Below are 22,296 nucleotides of genomic sequence, written 5' to 3' on the forward strand. Positions count from 1 at the left end.
GCTGTCGGAGCTGTCGGAGCTGTCGGAGCTGTCGGAGCTGTCGGAGCTGTCGGAGCTGTCGGAGCTGTCGGAGCTGTCGGAGCTGTCGGAGCTGTCGGAGCTGTCGGAGCTAAATTTAGCGGGTTCCAACGGAACTGACCATCATTGATTTCACTTATTTTACCAATACCCGGAAATGGTAAATGTGCAAATGCAACAACGGTTTGCTCTTGAGCGAAACGTTTAAAAACTGCTAAACGTGTTTCACTGGCTTTAACCGGATCGACATCAAAATCGACTGATAACTTGGGTTGTTCAAACTGTAAATGATAGGAATGAACCACATCGCCGAGTATGGCAAAACTTTTAGCTTGCGATTTTAAGATAAAAGAATAATGCCCCGGTGTATGTCCCACACTCGGTAGTACTTCTAATCCATTAATCACAGAACCAACACTAAAAGTCTTAAAACTCCGCATGGTTTGATAAGGCGCAATCGCAGCTTTAATTTTCGCAACGGTTGCTAAATAACCGTCACGTTTTTCCGCAGCTAAAGTGTTGACGGTGCTTTCACTTAACCAATACTGACTTTCTTGTTCATTGACGTAGATCGTTGCATTCGGAAACACGGCCTTACCTTGTTTCGCAATACCACATACATGATCAGGATGTAAATGAGTTAAGAATACACTTCGTACACGATTAAGCTTATAGCCGGCAGCTTCAATATTTTGTGCAATAGAACCTAAGTTCGGACCAAAACAACTTGCTGCACCACTATCGACAAGACTGATACCACCTTGTCCATCATCAAGCAGATAGGCATTGACACTGGTTTGTATGCCTTTACTCTGATCAACCGCAAGCTTTTGGAATAAAGCACTGACTTCTTCTGGAGTTAAATTTTGTTTAAACAAATCAGGACTTAATTCGAGTGTCCCATCTTTTAAAGCAATGACTTTATATGCGCCCACTTGGAAAGGATAAAATCCCATGGGCTGTGTCACATTTGATCTGATTTCCGTTTGACTAACTGTCGGCTCTGCACTGACAAACTGACTGGTTAAAAGTGTTGCTGCAAGCACAGCAAAACTAAAGTTTTTCATTGTTGACCTATATCACTTTTATTATTTCATGCAATGAAGCAAAGGCTTCAAAATTAAAAAATTTAAACGCCTATATTGTGCCTGAAATTCAGGCAGATTTTAAGTCTAATACAGAATAAACATAGTACTAACTTGATACAGGCTTATGTGGATCGCCCTAAACTTTTAAGCCCAATAAAATAAAAGCTGAATGCAAGAAAACTTTAAGCTTGGCGTGCTATATTTTCGCCAGTTTTTAAATCTATACGTCTGTACAGTGCTATGAGTGAAATTTCCCCGTTTAAAGGTAAATCTGGACTTAAACGAATTTTAAATGCAACGCAATATTCCCTCGACGGATTCAAAGCTGCTTATCAAAATGAAGCTGCATTTCGACAAATTGTCTGGATGAATATTATACTTATTCCCACCAGTTGTTTTCTCGATGTGAGTCGTGTTGAACATGCCCTTATGGTGGTGGTGTGTTTATTTGCCTTGATTGTTGAGTTATTTAACTCTGCCATTGAAGCCGTTGTCGACCGCGTATCTTTAGACAAGCATCCACTTTCTAAAATTGCCAAAGATATGGGAAGTGCTGCTCAATTCGTCGCTTTAGCAATTATCTTTTTTACTTGGTTAATTATCCTGTTGCCTTAAATAAAAGCTGTCTCACTCTATTTGCAGGGTTATACCCTGCTTTGTTATATCGATGCGCTTCAATAAATGGATTTAAGACGATTTTAAAGCCATAAAAAAACCCAGCTTTCGCTGGGCTTTTTTCGAATCAGTTCAGTGCTTAGTGAGCAGCGAATTGGTTCATTGTGTTTTTAGCATCATCGTGCGCTTTAAGAGCGTTGTCACCAGAGAAAATTTCTTTGTGATCATCACCGATATCAGAACCAGCCATTGCTTGGTGTTTAACACAAGAGATCGTACCGCGGATTTCTTTACGTTGAACGCCAGCTACATAAGCAAGCATACCTTGGTCGCCGAAGTAACCTTGAGCAAGCTCGTGAGTAGAAAGAGCAGCTGTGTGGTAAGTCGGAAGTGTGATCAAGTGATGGAATACACCCGCTTCACGAGAAGCATCAGCTTGGAATGTACGTACTTTTTCGTCAGCATCAGCAGCTAATTCAGTTGCATCGTACTCAGCACTCATTAGTTTAGCGCGGTCGTAAGCAGAAACGTCTTTACCTTCAGCAACCCAACGGTCATATGCTTGTTGACGGAAGTTTAAAGTCCAGTTGAATGAAGGCGAGTTATTGTAAACAAGCTTAGCATTTGGAACTGTTTCTTTAACACGGTTAACCATGTGAGCAATTTCTTCAACGTTTGGAGTCGCAGTTTCGATCCAAAGAAGGTCAGCACCGTTTTGTAGGCTAGTTACACAGTCAAGTACAACGCGGTCGATTTGAGTGCCTTCACGGAACTGGTATAGACCAGAAGCAAGACGTTTAGGACGGTGAAGTTTACCATCACGCTTGATCAGGATTTCGTCTTCTTGAGCTTCTGAAATGTCGATTTCAGTTGTGTCTAAGTAGCTGATGTATTGAGAAGCGATGTCGCCTGGCTCTTTAACCACTGGGATTTTTTGAGTCAAGTCAGCGCCTTCAGAGTCAGTACGTGCAACGATGATACCGTCATCAAGACCCATTTCTAGGAATGCATAGCGAAGAGCGTGGATTTTCGCGATGAAGTCTTCGTGTGGAACTGTTACTTTACCAGCTTGGTGACCACATTGTTTCGCGTCAGAAACCTGGTTTTCGATTTGTAGTGCACAAGCACCCGCTTCGATCATTTTCTTAGCAAGAAGGTAAGTCGCTTCTTCGTTACCGAAACCAGCGTCGATGTCCGCAATAATTGGCACAACGTGAGTTTGGAAGTTGTCGATTTGTGAAGTGATTTCAGCTGCTTTAGCAGTGTCGCCCGCTTCTTGTGCTTTTTTAAGGGCACGGAACAAGTCGTTTAATTCTTTCGCGTCAGCTTGACGTAAGAAAGTGTAGATTTCTTCGATCAATGCAGGAACAGAAGTTTTTTCGTGCATTGATTGGTCAGGAAGTGGACCGAATTCTGAACGAAGCGCTGCAACCATCCAACCTGAAAGGTAGATATAGCGACGTTCAGTTGTACCGAAATATTTTTTGTTCGCAATCATTTTTTGTTGTGCGATGAAACCGTGCCAGCAACCTAATGATTGAGTGTATTTGCTTGAGTCAGCATCATATGCTGCCATATCACGACGCATAATCGCAGCTGTGTATTTAGCAATGTCTAAACCAGTTTTGAAACGGTTTTGAATTTGCATACGTGCAGCATCTTCAGGACTGATGTCTGCCCAAGTATTGCCGAATTTTGCTTTTAATTCGCGGATTGCATCAATCGCTGTTTGGTATGTAGTCATGATATGTTCCTGTAATAATATTAGGATTTTTCTTCAACGAACGCTAAAATCATACCCTCTAATGATTGTTCAGATTTAGAACATTTCGTTGCGATAGACACAGATTAGAGTGACTAAAAAAATTAATCCAATATTCTGGGTTAATTTTCAGTATTTATTTAAAAAATATGTAGATTAAAGTCGTATTATAATAAATAACCAATCACAATAAGTATTTGTTTTTTATTTTAATTTTTTGATATTTTTTAAAAATTAAATGAATCTTTTTTAAACAATCTGTTGGATTTTTATTCATTAGACTTAAGTCGACCGAGGCTTTTTATTCTGAAAATACAGCATTTTTTACGCCATTTTTTTATATTTTTGCCTTACTCGTTGTATTTATATTTTTTAAGAGAATCTTATTTTTCACATTAATATTCACACTAAATATTAAAACCAACTTATTGCGTACACGCTTTTAATTTTTTGTCAGACCCCGTTTTGTCCGCAAAAATTTGATGCTTTGCTAATAAAAATGTTTGAACTCTTTTTTCGCGTTTTTTTGACATTAAATGACTTCTAAATATTGATATTCATGCACAAAAGTACACGCGATTTTTTCATCCAATTTCTACACAAGCCTTAGGAGTTATGGCATAATCAGAAAAATTTCTTAATTTTATTGTCGGTATTTATTTTATGAATCTGGAGCGGGTCGACCTCAATCTATTAATATATCTTGATGTACTTCTTCGTGAAAAAAATGTAACCCGTGCGGCTGAGCAATTAGGTGTGACTCAACCAGCGATGAGTAACATTTTACGTCGTCTGCGCAATTTATTTAATGATCCTCTACTGATTCGCTCTTCTGAAGGTATGACTCCAACAGAACGTGCTCTCGAACTCCAACCGCGTATTCGTGATGCATTGTCTGACCTTTCGATGATTTTGGAACCCCGTACCGAGTTCCGTCCTTATACCTCAAATCGTGTCTTCCGTATTATGACTTCGGACTATGCCGAAGCAACACTGGTTCCTCGCCTCGTTAAAGCTTTACGTTCTGAAGCACCGAATGTTGTGCTGGATTTCTTAACACCAAGTGATGTGTCTTATCGTGATATGGAGCAAGGCAAAGTTGATCTTGCCATTAACCGTTTTAACGAGATTCCGCAAAGTTTTCATCAGGTTTTGGTTTGGCGTGATAGTTTTTCTTGTCTTCTCAATGCTAAACACCCTGCTGCAAATAATTTGAATTTAAAAAGCTATTTAGATGCACAGCATATTTGGGTGTCTAAAACGGGTATGGGCGTTGGCTTTGGTGTCAACCCAGAAAAACAAGCCGGCCTCGGTTGGATTGATCAAGCTTTAGAACGTATCGGGCAAAAACGTAAAATTTCAGTTTTTACTCGTCATTACCAAATGCCTGGGCTTCTGGCTTCTAATGTCGACTTGGTTGCAACACTGCCTTCACGTATTGCTCGTCTACAAGCAAAAAGTCAAAACCTACTGCTAAAAGATCCTCCTTTTTATATTCCAGAATTTGAATTGAAAATGGCATGGTGCCCACTTCTACACCATCATCCTGCACACCGTTGGTTACGCCAACTGATTCTTTATGTTGCACGTCAGATGATCGAAGAAGAAAACCGTGAATATTTGATGAATAACTCTCAGTTTTCTCAATATCAATAAGTAATTCTTTAAATCCTTATTTTTTCAAGCGTATACTGTCAATATACGGGTAGTAGTTAAGACTACTACCCAACCCATTTTTGTGTTAGAAATACAGAAAAATAGAATGAATCACAAACAGGTGTATTCGTGAGCCTTTTCCAAAATATTGTCATTATTATTCTCCTGATCATTGGAGCTGGATTTCTATCCCTTACAGAAATTGCCTTAGCTGGTGCGCGTAAAGTCAAGCTTAAGATTCTTGCCGAGTCAGGTGATGCACGCGCACAGCGCGTTTTAGACCTACAAGCCAACTCCGCAGATTTCTTTGCAGCCTCGCAAATTGGCTTAAATGCTGTAGCAATTCTTGGTGGTATTTTAGGTGAAGGTGCTTTTCGTCCATACTTCCTTGCTTTAGTGAATCGCTTCTATCAAGGCCCTTGGGCTGAAACCATTGGCTTTACCCTTTCATTCACCTTAGTTACTTCTCTATTTATTCTATTTGCTGATCTGATGCCAAAACGCTTGGCAATGATTGCACCTGAAAAAATTGCAGTGTCGGTGATTGACCCGATTCAAATTTTTATTAAAGTTTGTAAGCCTATGGCTTGGGTTATTAACGCCATTGCGAACTTGCTCTTCCGTTTATTTAAAGTCAACACCACACGTGATGACAACATTACTTTTGATGACATTTCCGCTGTCATGGATGCTGGTGCACAAGCGGGTGTTTTACAAAAGCAAGAGCACCACTTCATTGAGAACGTATTTGAACTTGAGGAACGTAATGTTCCATCTAGTATGACCACACGTGAAAATGTGGTTTACTTTACTTTAAAAGAGTCTGAAGCCAGTATTCGCCAAAAGCTTGCTGAATTTCCTTATTCTAAATTTTTAGTATGTAGTGAAAACATTGATGACGTAATTGGATATGTCGACTCGAAAGATATTTTGGTTCGTATCCTTAACAATCAATCTTTACTTCAACTCAATGAAAATACCATTCGAAATGTTTTAACCATTCCCGACACACTCACTTTGTCTGAATTGCTTGACCGCTTTCGCTCAACCAAAGAAAAATTTGCTGTGGTCATCAACGAATATGCCCTTGTCGTTGGTGTAATCACACTTTCAGACATTATGATTACGGTAATGGGTGACTGGGTCACTCCAATTGAAGCAGAGCAACAAATTATTAAACGTGATGCTAATTCATGGTTAATTGATGGCAGCACGCCGATTGAAGACCTGAAACACGCACTGGGTTTAGATGAAATGCCTGATGAAGAGAACTATGAAACTCTCGCAGGTTTTATGATGTACAAACTACGTAAAATTCCACGACCAGCAGACTTTGTGAGTTTTAATGGTTACAAATTTGAAGTGGTTGATGTTGATCATTTTAAAATTGATCAGCTATTGGTTACGCGCCTTCAAGAGACACTAAACGACACCATTCCTGAAGAAGAATCAGATTGATCTGATTCTTCTTTTTATCATCTAATAATTATAATAATTGGATCAAAAGAGGGGAATATCACTACGCGCCTTACTCACTTGTCTAAGTTTCTATACAGGTGCTTACTTGGTTTATTACTTTTTTAGCAACACTCAGCAAGCTTTATTTCTCATTATTGGTGTTGCTCTGATTATTTTAACTTGGTTTTTGACGCCCTATCCGCATGAACGAGGTCGCCAAGGTTATACCGATACGATGACTTTTGGATTGTTCTTCTATAATCCACTCATATTTTGGTATCGTTTTTTTAGTTGGCCGATTCGCATATTGTTGGCACTTTGGGCATCAAATTAAGCCCATGAACATCAATGATCACCCCCAGCAATGTAGCAAAATGTAAAATCATGCAGATTTTATAAAGTAGATAATTAAAAAGTCATTTTGCAGGTGTTACTAAGTATTTTATTTTTAAAAAACATTTTTTAGCTAAATAGTGACCAATTTCACATTTTATTGGCTTTGTTTTGTCCTTTTTTTATACCCGCTAAGCTCTGTCACTCTTTACATGCTCGCAATATAAAATTCAAAGGAATGAACCATGCTTACCATACTTGGTCTAGGCATGATTATGTGCTTTATGTATCTAATCATGTCCAGAAAAATGAGCCCACTTGTTGCGCTCACCTTAATCCCATTACTGTTTGCTCTAATTGCATGGTTACTTGGTTATTATTTTGAAAGTTTGGCACATATACAAATAAACCAAATCGGCGAAATGATGATTGAAGGTGTAAAAAAATTAGCACCTACAGGCATTATGCTTTTGTTCGCGATTTTATATTTTGCCATCATGATCGATACTGGACTATTCGATCCATCTGTTAAATTTATTTTACGCTTAGTTAAAGGCGATCCGCTTAAAGTCGTCCTTGGCACGATTACGCTCACTCTGATTGTTTCACTCGATGGCGATGGCTCTACAACTTATATGATCTGCGTTGCAGCGATGTTACCGCTGTATAAACGTTTGGGCATGAGCCCTTTAATTATGGCCTGTCTCATTATGCTTTCTAGCGGCATTATGAACCTTACACCTTGGGGCGGCCCAACTGCCCGTGCTGCCAGTGCCTTACATGTTGATCCTAGTGATGTATTTGTTCCCATGGTTTTGCCCATGCTCTTTGCCATCGCATGGCTCTATTTCTTAGGTTTCATGTACGGCCGTATGGAACGTAAACGCTTAGGCATTATTCAGCTAGATGTCAGCCATGGCGATAGCATTCAAATTTCTGAAAATCCTGAAGCCAACCGAGCTCATTTACGCTGGTTTAATGCATTACTCACGCTGTTATTAATGGTCGGCTTAGTACTCGGTATTCTACCTATGCCAATTTTATTCATGGTGGCGCTATGTATTGCACTTGTTGTGAATTATCGCAGTATCGACATGCAAAAGAGTCTGATTGCTCATCATGCCGGTAGTGCATTGAACGTCGTCGGGATTATTTTTGCAGCAGGTATTTTTACAGGCATTTTAGCTGGTACGGGTATGGTAGATGCCATGTCTAAAGAATTAGTTGCGATTATTCCAGCCAGTATGGGACCTTACTTAGCACCAATCACGGCAGTGATCAGTATGCCTTTGACCTTTTTCATGTCAAATGATGCTTTTTATTTTGGCGTCTTACCTATTCTTTCAGAAGCCGCTGCTCATTATGGTATTGAACCCGTTGAAATGGCACGCGCTTCTATTGTCGGCCAGCCTGTGCACTTACTTTCACCATTAGTTCCATCGACCTATTTACTCTGTGGGCTTGCTGGTATTGAATTTGGACAACATCAAAAATTCGCGATTATTTGGGCTGTAATTACTTGTATGGTAATGCTACTTGCCGCACTTGTCTTTGGAATGTTCCCATTTTACTCCACACTCAATTAACCTAATTTTTGCCAATAAAAAAGCGCCAACTGGCGCTTTTTTTAATTAATGCTTACTAATTAAAGCATCCAGTACTGCTTGATAATGGATGGCAATATCTTCTTCTAAAATTTTGTAGACATTATCAAACTGCACCATTGGCCAGCCTTCTTTCCAAAACGGGAAAATGTTATGCAAATCATGGGTAACTGTCGCATCTTCACGTGTAATCGCTTGCGCTACTTGTGACAGCACTTGTGCAGTCTCAGCACCATCAATATCTAAGTAATCAATACCACGTACTTTTAGAATGCGGATACGGTCTTTTTTATAACGAATTTTTTTACTTTGTGCTTCATTTAGATTTAAAGCTAAAGTCACTGCTTCAACAAATTTTGCCTCAAAAGCAACATTTAGACAGACCAATGCTTGTTTATGCGCTTCCTGACGACCTGCTTTACCACCATTACGAATGACAACATTTGCTTCAGTATTTAATTCATCAGATTTCATAGACTGAAGAATGTCTAAAATTTCGATATCACTCAGTGTTGCAGGAGATTGATCAGTCATAAACTGCCTTTTCAAATAAAAAATAATTCGGTTTATATTTTCGCATAAAAGTGTATTTAAAACTGCTTATTCAATTATAGAATTATTCGTTTGCTGTTTAATGATCAGATATACAACACTATTTTTTATTTTTTTATGCCATTTTTAAAGAAATCATCTATATTAGTTTCACGCTTTAATACCAATGTCACCACATGACTCAGAATAAACAGGCTGTTCTTTTTCTCCAACAACTGAAACTGCAATACCCCGCTGCCTTTAAACGAAATTACCTGCTTTATAGTATGTTAAAAACCCAAGGGATTTTAGATGAGCTTAAGGAGCTCTTACCTTGGATCATTGCAGCCATGATCTTTGTTTCATTGAGCATGAGTATTCATCAGGCCATTCAGTATTATTTTCCGAGTATGAGTGACTTTCGCTCAAATAGTATTGCTGTGCTGAGCATTATGCTGTTTTTTATGTTGGCCGTACTGGTTGTCATTAAGCAGATCAAACACAGTTCAATATCGCTATATAAAAGCCTAAAAAATACGCCGTTTAAGCTTGCCGTAGTGATTTTGCTGCAACTGTTAAATATCGCATTTTTACAAAGCCAGTTTGTGCAATCTGTGCTTTTCTTTTTTGCAATCAGCTTTGGTTTTGTTCGCTTTTATAAGGAAAACCTATTTAAAGGTGAAAGTAGCAGCGAACAATACTATGTATTACAAGAGACTCGCCGTATTTGTTATTGGTCTTACAAACAAATGCTTAAAGCTCAATTTAAATTAAAATTATGTACAGCATCTGGTACTAAACAAATTCAGCTTAAAGAAGAGTTTACTAAATTTCAGACTTTGCACATTCAAATGCTGCATCATGAAAACCAACTATGCAAAAAGCTTAAGCACAAAAATGTGGAAAATTACTTAGATGAATTAATGAAATAAAAACCACCTCATTTTGCGCATGTACAGGCATCATAAAATGAGAAATAAGGTAGGTATTTTCAATAAAAAATAGTATTTTTTCGACATATGCACATGAATTGATTGAAATTAAAACAAATACAACTAAATACGCTTGCCAAGTTTAAATCTGTCCTCTATTATTGCGCACATGCCCGAGTGGTGAAATCGGTAGACACAGGGGATTTAAAATCCCCCGCCCACAAAGCGTGCCAGTTCGAGTCTGGCCTCGGGCACCATTTTAATACTTCTTAAAATGGTGCAATAAAAGATCCAGCATTATGCTGGTTTTTTTATGCCTAAATTATTCTTATAAAATTTGTTCCATGCCTGAATCATCTAAATTCGATCTTCCCTCGTTACAACTCAAGCATCCTAAAGCATTTTTTCAACGCCTCCTCTTTAGTCATAACAAAATTGTAGGCTTAAGCCCATCAGTACCTGTTTTTCTTTCTTGCCTTCTATTTTTTGTTTTTTTTATTTTCTGCATTCAATTAATGGGTCATTTTGCCCAAACATTCATTAATGTTACAACCAATACAGCGCTATTTAATATAGGTCTACTCTGTGTAGTGCCTTTTATTTTTATATATGTCGCATATGCGCATTTTCAGGCAACCTATAGTGCAAAATGCCAGATCCATGTCTTGCAAGTGCAACTTTATTTATTACTGATAACAATGCTTTTACTTGGGTTTAACTTTAACTACTTTCACTCAGATTTCATTAATATTTTTTGCTTCAGCTGTATTAGCTTGAGTACGTTTGGGTTGGTGCTATCTGAGCCCTTTTTTAAATCTGATTGTAGCGCTATAGATCGCATAAAGTTACAAAAGCTGAGACAACTTGCGTATTGGGCATACAAAGAATCTAAAAGAATTCGAAAAGGAGAAAATCAAGATATACAGGACTATTTTTACCAACTGCATATACAGGCAATGCAACAAGAACAAAAACTTTGCCAACAGATTCGTTTTAAATCAATTCGCGAATATTTAGACTCATAGTATTGTCTTAAAAAATCCCACAAAAAAGCCCCGTTAAAAGCGGGGCTTTTTAGTACAGACTTTACCATTCGCGATTGGCAACTAACTCTTCCATTTCAATATCCATATAATCTGCATCTTGTAAAACCATCATCATGGCTTCAGCAATATAATCTGCAGCAGTATCATCCAATGATGAATCCAAATCTTCAAATTGTGGCTTCATCTTGTTTAATTGCGCTACAGTTTCATTTGCAAAATGGTAGATATCAGTTGCAGATAAATCAGTTTTCGACACCTTCTTCGCAAATTGGTCGACCAATAATTTTACTTCCGCCACCAATACATCTGGATAATATTCATCATCAAACATAGGCAGCAGTAAATCTGCAAACATACCAAAACTCTAAACTAAATATTTAAGCTCGCCTGTATAACACAAACGCTACAATTAAGCCAAATAGCATCGAAAAAAACCGTCAAATTTAGAAATTACCAATCACGTAAACATTCAAATTGCATCACATCATCTTGTTAATCTAAAACACCCAATAATTTAAGCCGACTGCATGGCCTGCCAAACTTTAATAGCCTCAACTGTGGCTTTTACATCATGTGCACGCACCATACTCGCTCCCTGTTGAATACTTATCAGATGCCCTGCAACCGAACCTACAGCGCGATGCTGTGCATCTGCCCCACCTAAAGCTTCACCAATAAAACGCTTACGTGAGAGCGCGGAGAGCATTGGATAGCCCATTGTCATAAGCTGATGTAAATTTTGTAATAGCTGTAAATTTTGTTGTGCATTTTTAGCGAAGCCAAAGCCTGGATCAATCATAATATTGTGTGATTTCACCCCTGCAGCTAAAGCATCATCAATTCGCTGCTTAAGTTCATTCATCACATCTTGTGTCACGTCATCATACTGATCGAGATTATTCATGGTCGTCGGCTCACCACGCATATGCATGATAATGACGGGTAAATTCAATGCTGCTGCTGTTTCAAGTGCTTGTGGCTTAGTCAGTGCTCTCACATCATTCCAAATATGAGCACCGGCTTTTACCGCTGCTTTGATGACCTCAGGTTGTGAAGTATCTATTGAAATCACAACATTCAATTTCGCTAATGCTTCAACAACTGGTACGACTCGGCGGATTTCTTCTTCCACTTCAACCACTGAAGCACCTGGGCGAGTTGACTCTCCCCCAACATCAATGACTGTCGCGCCATCTTCAATCATTTGAATCGCATGTGCGATGGCTTGCTCTTTAGCATTATGATGCCCACCATCGCTAAATGAATCAGGTGTGACGTTTAGGATGCCCATAACGTGCGGTTTAGATAAATCTAATTGTAAATTCCCACACGTTAAAATTTGATTTGGCAGTGTTACTAATTTCATATCAATTTATCCTAAACATCATGCAGCATTACACTGTGTTATTTTACCCTTAACCACACATCATTGCCTGCAAATGCACTTCATGCAGTAGTTAAAGGCATAAAAAAACCACCCGAAGGTGGTTTTATACATCTTAAACCTTAGGTAAAGATGGCAATGGTGGCGGAACTTCTGGACCATCTGTAGGTGTTACATCAATCACTGGATTCTCAGCGATGTACACTTTCGGTGGTTGTGGTTCACGACCTTCCATAATGTCACGGATTTGATCACGATCAATGGTTTCCCATTCAAGTAATGCTTTCACCATGGCATGCGCAATATCCTTGTTATTTTCAAGAATGTCACGTGCTACACGATATTGTTCATCTAAAATGCGGCGAACTTCACGATCAACCTCGAGTTGAGTTGCTTCAGAAATCGTACGACTTCCCAAACCACCCATAAATGATTGCTGTGAGTCATCCTCGTAAACCATCACACCCATTTTGTCTGACATACCGTACTTAGTGACCATAGCTCGTGCCATTTTGGTTGCACGTTCAAAGTCATTCGAAGCACCTGTCGACATTTGGTTAATGAACACTTCTTCAGCAATACGACCACCGAACAAGATTGAGAGTTCATTCAACATTTTGTCTTTGTAATGGCTAGTTTGGTCGTGTTCAGGCAACTGCCAAGTCACACCCAATGCCCAACCACGCGGCATAATTGTTACTTTATGCACTGGGTCAGTACCCGGCAAGATTTCAGCAACAATCGCATGGCCTGCTTCATGGTAAGCTGTTGCACGACGCTCTTCTTCACGAATCACCATAGATTTGCGTTCAGGGCCCATGTACAGTTTGTCTTTAGCATCTTCAAAGTCATGCATATCGACGGTATTCTTGTTACGACGTGCAGCAAACAACGCAGCTTCGTTCACAAGGTTAGCCAATTGTGCACCTGAGAAGCCCGGTGTACCACGTGCCAAAACTTTCACGTCTACACCAGTCACTGAAGGTAATTTTTTCAAATGTACATTCAGAATTTGCTCACGACCTTTAATGTCTGGTAAAGACACCATCACTTGACGGTCAAAACGACCTGGACGAAGTAATGCTTTATCTAGTACGTCAGCACGGTTGGTTGCAGCAATAACGATAATACCTTCGTTACCCTCAAAACCATCCATTTCAACCAACATTTGGTTCAATGTCTGTTCGCGTTCGTCATTACCACCGCCAGTACCCGAACCACGATGACGACCGACTGCATCAATCTCATCGATGAAAATGATACATGGCGCATGGCGTTTCGCTTGTTCGAACATATCACGGACACGGGACGCACCCACACCCACGAACATTTCAACAAAGTCAGAACCCGAAATACTAAAGAACGGTACTTTCGCTTCACCAGCAATTGCTTTCGCTAGTAAAGTTTTACCTGTACCTGGAGGACCAACCATCAACACGCCTTTCGGAATGCTTGCACCTAAACGCTTAAACTTAGATGGATCTTTTAAGAAGTCGACAATTTCTACAACTTCTTGCTTCGCTTCATCACAGCCTGCAACATCAGTAAATGTCACTTTAATTTGATCTTCAGAAAGCATTTTTGCTTTTGACTTACCAAAGCTCATTGGGCCGTTCTTACCACCAGCTCCACCACCCATGTTGCGCATAAAGAACATGAATAACAGAATGATTAAAAGAACAGGGAAACTTGCAATCAGAAGTTGCATCAAAATACTTTGACGCTGTGGCGCTGTACCTTCAACAACAACATTGTTTTTGATAAGGTTCGGCATTAGTTCAGGATCTTGAACCGCAGGACGGATACTTTCAAACTCTGAACCGTTTGATTTTTCGCCACGAATTCTTTCGCCATCAATGGTGACTTGTTTAATCTGACCCGCATTTACGGCTGCCACGAACTCAGAATAGTTCATCGCGGTCGGTTGATTGCGGTCACTGACGTTGCTGAAGATTAGCACCAGCACGCCTAGGATAACCAGCCACAACACGGCATTCTTAAAAAGATCGCTCAAAGCTTTATTCCCATTTCTATCTAATTCGATCATTCCCACCCAAGTGGGTGACTCTAATATTTACGCTGCAGAGTAGCTTCGCAATAATTTAAAAACGTACAAAATGCACAATTTTTAACGCCTTGGCAAGTAAACTTTACTTGATTAGCTTCTTACGCCCTTGCCCAATCAAAAACACTTCTTTTGAACGAGCACGAGATGCCGCGGGTTTCGCTGTTTTTAACACATCAAATGTATCAACAACTTGCTTACGGTATTCGTCAAATCCAATGCCTTGGAACACTTTCACAACAAACTGCCCTTTGGGTCCTAGAACCTTCTGTGCAAAGTCAATTGCTAATTCACAAAGATAAATTTGACGCGGTTGATCTACAGCCTTATTACCTGATGTATTGGGGGCCATATCTGAAATTACAACGTCTACTTGACGTCCATCTAAAATATTTAACAATTTATCGAATACTTCTTGTTCACGAAAGTCACCTTGCAGGAAGGTTACATCCGGTAAAGCATCCATAGGTAAAATATCAGAAGCAATCACGAGACCTTTGTCGCCAACTAGCTTACCTGCTATCTGAGACCAACTCCCAGGTGCAGCACCCAAGTCGACAACTGTCATACCAGGCTTAATAATTTTATACTTTTCCTGCATTTCGAGTAGTTTATAAGCGGCACGCGCACGATATCCTTCCTTTTGCGCTTTTTTCACAAAGGGATCGTCAAGATGCTCGCGCATCCAATCACGACTGCTTTTGGATAATTTTTGGTTGGTAATGCGTGTAGCCATAACTCTCTAAATAAAAAAAACTTCTCATTCTTGATTGTACGTGAAATTACACCCTTTTGCAGTATACATCTGTATCTAAAAACATGCTAAATCGGTGTTTTTTTCAATAATACTCATCGATAAAATGCTGATTATTTAAAGCGCTTCAACTTTGATTTTGCTATACTAGGTCGTTTTTAAAATTAGGTTATATTTATGGCGGCTTTATCTATTCAAGAACGTAAACGCTTACGTCAAATTGGTCACACGCTTAACCCAGTGGTTATGGTAGGTGATAAAGGTTTATCTGAAAGCGTTGTTGAAGAATTAAACCGTGCGTTAAACGACCATGAACTGATCAAAGTAAAAGTCGTTGCAGAAGACCGTGAAGCACGCGCTGCAATGATTACTGAAATTGCATCAGTTTCTGAATCAGAAGTTGTTCAAACTATTGGTAAAATTGCATTGCTTTACAAAAAAGCGCCAAAGCAAAATGCAAAATTATCAAATCTTGTTCGTTTCGCTCACTTATCTAACTAAATTATCGCATGGCAAGTTTCGAACTCAGCGCATTTGATCGTCGTTTTCAGGCTATCTCCCTCGTTGGTGCGATCGAACAACAAAGCCCATATACATTAAATGTGGGTTTTTGGATTCGTGATCCGAACCAATTGATTCAATGGCCAGAAATGGTATCTGCCCATCCTAGAGCTGATTATCTATGGGAGCAGACCTGTCTTGAAGTTTTCATTGGTGTTCGTGATGAAGACTTCTATCGTGAAATCAACCTCTCCCCTTCACAAGCTTGGCAGGCATACCAGTTTGAAGAATATCGCTATCCAGAAGACATGCCGCCACAAGCTGCTTACGATATTGAACTGAATCAGTTAAAACGGACGCACTATGGCTTAAATGTCAGTCTAGATCTGACAGAATTCATGCTGAAGTACAAACTTAAATGGGAAGACCTATATCTAGGTTTAACCGCAGTATTACAAACCCCCGAGGGTGCGCAATACTATGCCATGCAGCACAGTAGCCCTAATGCAGACTTTCACAATAAACGTGATTGGTTGCATCAGTTCTAAATTGTGAAAAAAAGCAAAAGGTTTTCCTTTTGCTTTTTTATTGCTTGTAAATCGCTTCAAGTACGGCCATATCTACTGATTCGAAACTATCGCCAACAGTTATTCCGTTTAATCCGTATAGCCGATCTACACATGTTAAATAGACCATCCTATATGCTACTTTCAGACTTCATCAATATTCAGTCCTGAATTAAATCTTAGCTTTTTAAATCTGTAGTTTTGTCATTTACGTCTGCTTTAACTGGCACGACTTTTTTCCACGCTTCCAAAGTATGTTCTTTTGAACGTTTAAATGTTTCCGTTAAATGTTCTTTATGTTTACCCGAAATTTGAGTGACATCTTCTTTCAATTCTTTACCTAATTTTGAAAGGTCTTCAATCACGGTATTTAATTCAGTTTTTACAAACTCTTTAAGCTCGCCAAAATCTTTTTGAGAAGATCCAAATTGTGATTTCAACTGATCTAACTTTTGCAACAAATCTTGCTTAAGTTGGCGTAGCTGATCCTGCACACTGGCATTCAGCTGTTTTGCTTCAGCTTCAATTTTACTCGTACTCTCTGTGACCGCTTCAGTCGCCTGAACAGAGGCTTCTTTGGCAACTTGTTCCAATTTTTCTGCACCCTCTGCTACGACTTCTTTTAGGGAGGATTTAGCCGCTGCTTGTTTTTGTTGTGTAGCCATGACTGTGTACCTTTAGTTATTAGATGAAATAACTACATTAGCCGAATTGATAAATTTTAATTTATGATTTGTCAGACAATAATTAATTGCTTACATTTTTTATGTATTTCCTTAAAACCAAACTTTCACTCGAAATACAACCCCTATATCTCACATATTCACGATTTTTAGAATGGACTTCACGCTCCATCATGCGTATAATGCAGTGTTAAGTTCAAGCGAGCAGACATAGGGAGGGTAGGTTTTTAAATAGCCTTCCTTTTTTTTCGTCTTCTCGCTTTTTTACAGCCTAAATTTCAGGAGCTTTGGTTTGAGCACCCCAGCAATTTTAGCCCTTGCCGACGGAACTATCTTTAAAGGTACTTCTATTGGCGCATCGGGTAGTACGACTGGTGAAGTCGTTTTTAATACAGCAATGACTGGCTATCAAGAAATTTTGACTGACCCTAGTTATGCACAACAACTTGTGACACTAACTTACCCACATATCGGTAACACAGGTTGTAATGATGAAGACGCTGAGTCAGGTCGAATTCATAAAGTATGGGCTAACGGATTGATCATTCGTGACCTACCTTTATTGCATAGCAACTTCCGTGCTGAGCAATCACTTGGTGATTACCTTGAACAACACAATGTTGTTGCTATTGCAGACATCGATACACGTAAATTAACGCGTATTCTGCGAGCAAAAGGTGCACAAAATGGTTGTATCCTTGCTGGCGAAAACATTACAGAAGAAGAAGCTTTAGCTAAAGCACGCGCTTTTGGTGGTTTAAATGGTTTAGACCTTGCAAAAGAATGCTGTGACCCTGAAGGCTTTGAATGGACTGAAGGTTCTTGGACATTAGGTAAAGGTTTCTCTCAGCCTGAAGCTAAATTCCATGTTATTGCATACGATTACGGTGTCAAAACCAACATCTTACGTATGCTCGCAGACCGCGGTTGTAAATTGACTGTCGTGCCTGCGCAAACTCCTGCTGCTGACGTACTTGCATTGAATCCAGATGGCGTGTTTTTATCGAACGGCCCCGGCGATCCAGCTGCATGTGACTACGCAATTGAAGCTGTAAAAACAATTGTAGAAGATGCTCGTAACGTACCTGTATTTGGTATTTGCTTGGGTCACCAAATTCTTGCACTTGCTTCAGGTGCTAAAACTGTGAAAATGCCTCACGGCCACCACGGTGCCAACCACCCTGTGCAAAACATGGAAACTGGTATTGTGATGATTACTTCGCAAAACCATGGCTTCGCAGTCGATGCAGAAACATTACCTGCAAACTTGAAAGCTACGCACAAATCACTGTTCGACCAAACCCTACAAGGTATTCACCGTACAGATAAACCTGCGTTCAGTTTCCAAGGTCACCCCGAAGCAAGCCCTGGTCCACATGACTGCGCACCATTGTTCGATCATTTCATCGAACTTATCGAAGCATCTAAGAAGTAATTAAGGAAGCATCATGGCTAAACGTACAGACATTAAAAGCATCTTAATTATTGGTGCTGGTCCGATTGTCATCGGTCAAGCATGTGAGTTTGACTACTCAGGTGCTCAAGCATGTAAAGCCCTTCGTGAAGAAGGCTACCGTGTTATTTTGGTAAACTCTAACCCAGCAACCATTATGACTGACCCTGCTATGGCAGACGCAACTTACATTGAGCCGATCACTTGGCAAACTGTAGCTGCAATCATTGAGAAAGAACGTCCAGATGCAGTTCTTCCTACAATGGGTGGTCAAACTGCATTGAACTGTGCCCTTGCCCTCGATGAGCACGGCATTTTAGCAAAATTCAATGTTGAATTGATTGGTGCGACCAAAGAAGCAATCGAAAAAGCTGAAGACCGTAAACTGTTCGACCAGGCAATGCGTAAAATTGGTCTTGAATGTCCAAAAGCTGACATTGCTGAGTCAATGGAACAAGCGTTAGAAATTCAAGCACGTTTCGGCTTCCCTGTGATTATCCGCCCATCATTCACCATGGGTGGTTCTGGTGGCGGTATCGCATACAACCGTGAGGAATTCATCGAAATCTGTGAACGCGGTTTCGATCTTTCTCCAACCAAACAGTTATTGATCGATGAATCTTTAATTGGCTGGAAAGAATACGAGATGGAAGTTGTTCGTGACAAAAACGACAACTGTATCATTGTATGTACCATTGAAAACTTTGACCCAATGGGCGTACACACTGGTGACTCAATCACTGTTGCTCCTGCGCAAACATTGACAGACAAAGAATTCCAACTTCTACGTAATGCATCTTTAGCTGTACTTCGTGAAATTGGTGTTGAAACTGGCGGTTCTAACGTTCAGTTCGGTATTAACCCGAAAGACGGCCGTATGGTTGTAATCGAGATGAACCCACGTGTTTCTCGTTCATCTGCACTTGCGTCTAAAGCAACGGGTTTCCCAATTGCAAAAATCGCGGCGAAATTGGCTGTAGGTTATACCCTTGATGAGTTGAAAAACGACATCACTGGCGGTACAACCCCTGCATCTTTCGAACCAGCAATTGACTATGTTGTAACAAAGATTCCTCGTTTCAACTTCGAGAAATTCCCGCAAGCGGACGCAACTTTGACGACTCAGATGAAATCTGTCGGTGAGGTAATGGCAATTGGCCGTAACTTCCAAGAGTCTGTGTCTAAAGCGCTTCGTGGTCTTGAAGTTGGCGCATGTGGTTTTGATGAAAAAATCGCAGTGGGTACTGAAGGCGCACGTGAAAAAATTCTCGTTGAATTGAAAGTTCCAGGTCCAGAGCGTATTTGGTACGTAGGTGATGCATTCCGTCACGGTTTCACACTTGATGAAGTATTTGAAGCAACCAAAATTGACCGTTGGTTCTTGATTCAAATCGAAGACATCATCAAAACTGAAAACCAAATCAAAACTTTAGGTTTTGGTGATTTGAATGCGGACAACATCCGTTCGTTCAAACGCAAAGGTTTATCAGATCTTCGCATTGCGGACTTGATGGGCATTTCACAAAAACAATTCCGTAAACACCGTTGGAACTTGGGCGTAACTCCAGTTTACAAACGTGTAGATACATGTGCTGCAGAATTCGAATCTGATACAGCTTACATGTACTCTACTTACGATGAAGAATGTGAAGCGAATCCATCTAACCGTGACAAAATCATGGTGATCGGTGGTGGTCCTAACCGTATTGGTCAAGGTATCGAATTCGATTACTGCTGTGTACACGCTGCCCTTGCAATGCGTGATGACGGCTATGAAACAATCATGGTGAACTGTAACCCTGAAACTGTTTCTACAGATTACGACACATCTGATCGTTTGTACTTCGAACCAATTACTTTGGAAGATGTACTTGAAATCGTGCGTATCGAGAAGCCTAAAGGCATTATCGTTCAGTACGGTGGTCAAACTCCGCTTAAATTGGCTCGTGCTTTAGAAGAAGCTGGTGCGCCAATTATCGGTACATCTCCAGACGCAATTGACCGTGCGGAAGACCGTGAACGTTTCCAACAAATGATTCAACGTCTGCAACTTCGTCAACCAAACAACAGCATTGTTAAATCTGCTGAAGAAGGTATGGCTGAAGCGGCAAAAGTTGGTTATCCATTAGTTGTACGTCCATCTTACGTACTTGGTGGTCGTGCAATGGAAATCGTGTACAACGATGACGAATTGAAACGCTACCTACGTGACGCGGTTCAAGCATCTAACGAAGCGCCAGTTCTACTTGACCATTTCCTTGACGACGCGATTGAAGTTGACGTGGACTGCGTATCTGACGGTAAAGACGTTGTGATTGGCGGTATCATGCAGCACATCGAACAAGCTGGTATTCACTCAGGTGACTCAGCATGTTCTATTCCTCCTTACTCTTTATCTCAAGAAGTACAGGACGAAATGCGTCGTCAAACGATCGCTATGGCAAAAGAGCTTGGCGTAATTGGTTTAATGAACGTTCAGTTTGCGGTTAAAGGTACTGACGTATACATCTTAGAAGTGAACCCACGTGCATCACGTACTGTGCCATTCGTTTCTAAATGTATCGGTGAGTCTTTAGCAAAAGTCGCTGCACGTTGTATGGCAGGTCAATCTCTTGTGTCACAAGGTTTCACTTCAGAGATTATTCCTGAACACTTCTCTGTAAAAGAAGCTGTGTTCCCATTCAACAAATTCCCTGGTGTTGACCCAATTCTTGGCCCTGAGATGAAATCTACTGGCGAAGTAATGGGTGTTGGTAAAACATTTGGTGAAGCATTCTATAAAGCTGTGTTAGGCTCGAATGATCGTTTACCAGGTCTACCAACTGAAGGCGAAGTAAAACATGCATTCTTATCTGTTCGTCATTCTGACAAGCCACGTGCTGTTGGTATCGCGAAACAGTTGACAGATCTTGGCTTCAAAGTTATCGCGACTGGCGGTACTTATGATGTAATTAAAGAAGCTGGTATTGAATGTGAACGTGTGAACAAAGTGACTGAAGGTCGTCCTAATATCGTCGATCGCTTGAAAAATGGCGAAGTTCACCTCATTATCAATACAACTGAAGGCAAACAGGCTCAAGAAGATTCATTCTCGATCCGTCGCTCTGCACTACAAGGTAAAGTGTATTACACAACTACCCTTAACGGTGCTGATGCAGTATGCCAAGCTTTAGCAATTAAATTGCCAATGGATGTATATCGTCTACAAGACCTTACCAAAGGTTAATTAGCTTCCAAGAAGTCCCGTCACCTTCTTGGTGGCGGGCTTTTTTCATTTGTAAATCAGTGTTTTTCTGATTTTTTCTTTTTTTAAACAAACATGAGGGACAACAATGCAACGTTATCCTATGACTCCCGAAGGCAAAATTGCCCTAGAGAAAGAATTACAGCAACTTAAAAGTGTTGATCGTCCACGTATTACTGCAGCAATTGCTGAAGCACGTGAACATGGGGATTTGAAAGAAAACGCGGAATACCATGCTGCGCGTGAGCAACAAGGTTTCTGTGAAGGCCGTATCCAAGATATCGAAGGTAAATTGGGTGCTTGCCAAGTCATTGATGTTAAAGACTTAGAGCAAAATGGTCGTGTGGTTTTCGGTGTGACTGTAACGATTGAAAACTTAGATACTGAAGAACAAAAAACTTACAAAATCGTAGGTGATGACGAAGCAGACTTTAAGATCAACAAGATCTCTGTGAACTCTCCAATTGCGCGTGGTCTTTTGGGTAAAAACGAAGGCGACGACGTGAAAATCATCACACCACAAGGTGAAGTTGAGTACGAAGTTTCTAAAGTTGAATATCTTTAATTCATTAAGATAAGCAATTTTAAGCCCCTCTTTTGAGG

At 40.1% G+C, this 22,296-nt stretch carries 18 protein-coding genes, 1 tRNA gene and 2 pseudogenes; 12 read left to right on the forward strand and 9 right to left on the reverse strand.

Annotation, left to right across the window (positions count from 1 at the left end; all coding sequences use genetic code 11):
• Together A9J31_RS15860 and A9J31_RS08550 are read right to left on the reverse strand one after the other, a co-directional pair.
• Positions 1-110, reverse strand: a pseudogene (locus A9J31_RS15860) (hypothetical protein); the annotation flags it as partial.
• A gap of 6 nt (positions 111-116) precedes the next feature.
• Positions 117-1,085, reverse strand: a pseudogene (locus A9J31_RS08550) (MBL fold metallo-hydrolase); the annotation flags it as partial.
• A 261-nt stretch (positions 1,086-1,346) separates the two neighbouring features.
• Between A9J31_RS08550 and A9J31_RS08555 the strand changes: the two are divergent.
• On the forward strand, positions 1,347-1,721 hold the full coding sequence (locus tag A9J31_RS08555; RefSeq protein ID WP_067764182.1) for a diacylglycerol kinase: 375 nt from the start codon (positions 1,347-1,349) through the stop codon (positions 1,719-1,721).
• A 139-nt stretch (positions 1,722-1,860) separates the two neighbouring features.
• Here A9J31_RS08555 and A9J31_RS08560 read toward each other — a convergent pair whose 3' ends face one another.
• Entirely contained in the window at positions 1,861-3,465 is a 1,605-nt protein-coding gene (locus A9J31_RS08560; protein WP_067764185.1) for an isocitrate lyase, read from the reverse strand.
• Positions 3,466-4,146: 681 nt separating this feature from the next.
• On the opposite strand from A9J31_RS08560, the gene A9J31_RS08565 reads away from it, so the two are divergent.
• The 4 genes from A9J31_RS08565 to A9J31_RS08580 all read left to right on the forward strand — a co-directional run bounded on the left by A9J31_RS08565 (position 4,147) and on the right by A9J31_RS08580 (position 8,516).
• The gene (locus tag A9J31_RS08565; RefSeq protein ID WP_067764188.1) at positions 4,147-5,139 is read left to right on the forward strand and encodes a LysR family transcriptional regulator; all 993 of its coding nucleotides are present in this window, start codon (positions 4,147-4,149) and stop codon (positions 5,137-5,139) included.
• A gap of 129 nt (positions 5,140-5,268) precedes the next feature.
• The gene (paeA, locus tag A9J31_RS08570; RefSeq protein WP_067764190.1) at positions 5,269-6,597 is read left to right on the forward strand and encodes a polyamine export protein PaeA; all 1,329 of its coding nucleotides are present in this window, start codon (positions 5,269-5,271) and stop codon (positions 6,595-6,597) included.
• A gap of 106 nt (positions 6,598-6,703) precedes the next feature.
• Positions 6,704-6,931 carry a hypothetical protein gene (locus A9J31_RS08575; protein ID WP_245668220.1) on the forward strand — a complete coding sequence of 76 codons (228 nt, stop codon included), beginning with the start codon at positions 6,704-6,706 and terminating at the stop codon, positions 6,929-6,931.
• Positions 6,932-7,175: 244 nt separating this feature from the next.
• Positions 7,176-8,516, forward strand: coding sequence for a CitMHS family transporter (locus tag A9J31_RS08580; RefSeq protein ID WP_067764193.1), 1,341 nt, complete (start codon positions 7,176-7,178; stop codon positions 8,514-8,516).
• A gap of 45 nt (positions 8,517-8,561) precedes the next feature.
• On the opposite strand, the gene A9J31_RS08585 is transcribed toward A9J31_RS08580, so the two are convergent.
• Positions 8,562-9,068: a hypothetical protein gene (locus tag A9J31_RS08585; RefSeq protein WP_067764196.1), complete on the reverse strand. Its 507-nt coding sequence runs from the start codon at positions 9,066-9,068 to the stop codon at positions 8,562-8,564.
• 194 nt (positions 9,069-9,262) lie between these two features.
• Between A9J31_RS08585 and A9J31_RS08590 the strand changes: the two genes are divergently transcribed.
• Both A9J31_RS08590 and A9J31_RS08595 read left to right on the forward strand, forming a co-directional pair.
• A complete protein-coding gene (locus A9J31_RS08590; RefSeq protein ID WP_067764199.1) occupies positions 9,263-9,997 on the forward strand; it encodes a hypothetical protein in 735 nt (244 codons plus the stop codon).
• A gap of 171 nt (positions 9,998-10,168) precedes the next feature.
• Positions 10,169-10,254: transfer RNA gene (locus tag A9J31_RS08595), tRNA-Leu, on the forward strand.
• Positions 10,255-11,083: 829 nt separating this feature from the next.
• On the opposite strand, the gene A9J31_RS08605 is transcribed toward A9J31_RS08595, so the two are convergent.
• The 4 genes from A9J31_RS08605 to rlmE all read right to left on the reverse strand — a co-directional run bounded on the left by A9J31_RS08605 (position 11,084) and on the right by rlmE (position 15,228).
• Positions 11,084-11,398, reverse strand: a complete 315-nt coding sequence (locus A9J31_RS08605) for a DUF5713 family protein (protein WP_067764205.1) — start codon at positions 11,396-11,398, stop codon at positions 11,084-11,086.
• A gap of 159 nt (positions 11,399-11,557) precedes the next feature.
• Positions 11,558-12,409, reverse strand: a complete 852-nt coding sequence (gene folP / locus A9J31_RS08610; RefSeq protein WP_067764208.1) for a dihydropteroate synthase — start codon at positions 12,407-12,409, stop codon at positions 11,558-11,560.
• A 133-nt stretch (positions 12,410-12,542) separates the two neighbouring features.
• The gene (gene ftsH, locus A9J31_RS08615) at positions 12,543-14,441 is read right to left on the reverse strand and encodes an ATP-dependent zinc metalloprotease FtsH (protein ID WP_067764989.1); all 1,899 of its coding nucleotides are present in this window, start codon (positions 14,439-14,441) and stop codon (positions 12,543-12,545) included.
• 136 nt (positions 14,442-14,577) lie between these two features.
• Positions 14,578-15,228 carry a 23S rRNA (uridine(2552)-2'-O)-methyltransferase RlmE gene (gene rlmE, locus A9J31_RS08620; protein ID WP_067764210.1) on the reverse strand — a complete coding sequence of 217 codons (651 nt, stop codon included), beginning with the start codon at positions 15,226-15,228 and terminating at the stop codon, positions 14,578-14,580.
• 195 nt (positions 15,229-15,423) lie between these two features.
• Between rlmE and yhbY the strand changes: the two genes are divergently transcribed.
• Both yhbY and A9J31_RS08630 read left to right on the forward strand, forming a co-directional pair.
• A complete protein-coding gene (gene yhbY, locus A9J31_RS08625) occupies positions 15,424-15,747 on the forward strand; it encodes a ribosome assembly RNA-binding protein YhbY (RefSeq protein WP_067764212.1) in 324 nt (107 codons plus the stop codon).
• An 8-nt stretch (positions 15,748-15,755) separates the two neighbouring features.
• Complete coding sequence (locus A9J31_RS08630; RefSeq protein WP_067764221.1) at positions 15,756-16,295, forward strand: DOMON-like domain-containing protein; 540 nt, start codon at positions 15,756-15,758, stop codon at positions 16,293-16,295.
• Between the two features lie 197 nt (positions 16,296-16,492).
• Here the strand turns inward: A9J31_RS08630 and A9J31_RS08635 are convergent, their stop codons facing one another.
• Positions 16,493-16,978, reverse strand: a complete 486-nt coding sequence (locus A9J31_RS08635; protein WP_067764224.1) for a hypothetical protein — start codon at positions 16,976-16,978, stop codon at positions 16,493-16,495.
• 310 nt (positions 16,979-17,288) lie between these two features.
• Here A9J31_RS08635 and carA point away from each other — a divergent pair, with 310 nt between their 5' ends.
• From carA to greA, 3 genes are all read left to right on the forward strand, one after another.
• Complete coding sequence (gene carA / locus A9J31_RS08640; protein ID WP_067764227.1) at positions 17,289-18,431, forward strand: glutamine-hydrolyzing carbamoyl-phosphate synthase small subunit; 1,143 nt, start codon at positions 17,289-17,291, stop codon at positions 18,429-18,431.
• 13 nt (positions 18,432-18,444) lie between these two features.
• The gene (gene carB / locus A9J31_RS08645; RefSeq protein ID WP_067764229.1) at positions 18,445-21,675 is read left to right on the forward strand and encodes a carbamoyl-phosphate synthase large subunit; all 3,231 of its coding nucleotides are present in this window, start codon (positions 18,445-18,447) and stop codon (positions 21,673-21,675) included.
• 106 nt (positions 21,676-21,781) lie between these two features.
• Positions 21,782-22,258 (forward strand): transcription elongation factor GreA, encoded by a 477-nt coding sequence (greA, locus tag A9J31_RS08650; RefSeq protein ID WP_067764232.1) that lies wholly within the window; start codon positions 21,782-21,784, stop codon positions 22,256-22,258.
• Positions 22,259-22,296 lie beyond the last annotated feature (38 nt).

It is taken from the genome of Acinetobacter gandensis, from assembly GCF_001678755.1.
Taxonomy (GTDB): Bacteria; Pseudomonadota; Gammaproteobacteria; order Pseudomonadales; family Moraxellaceae; genus Acinetobacter; species Acinetobacter gandensis.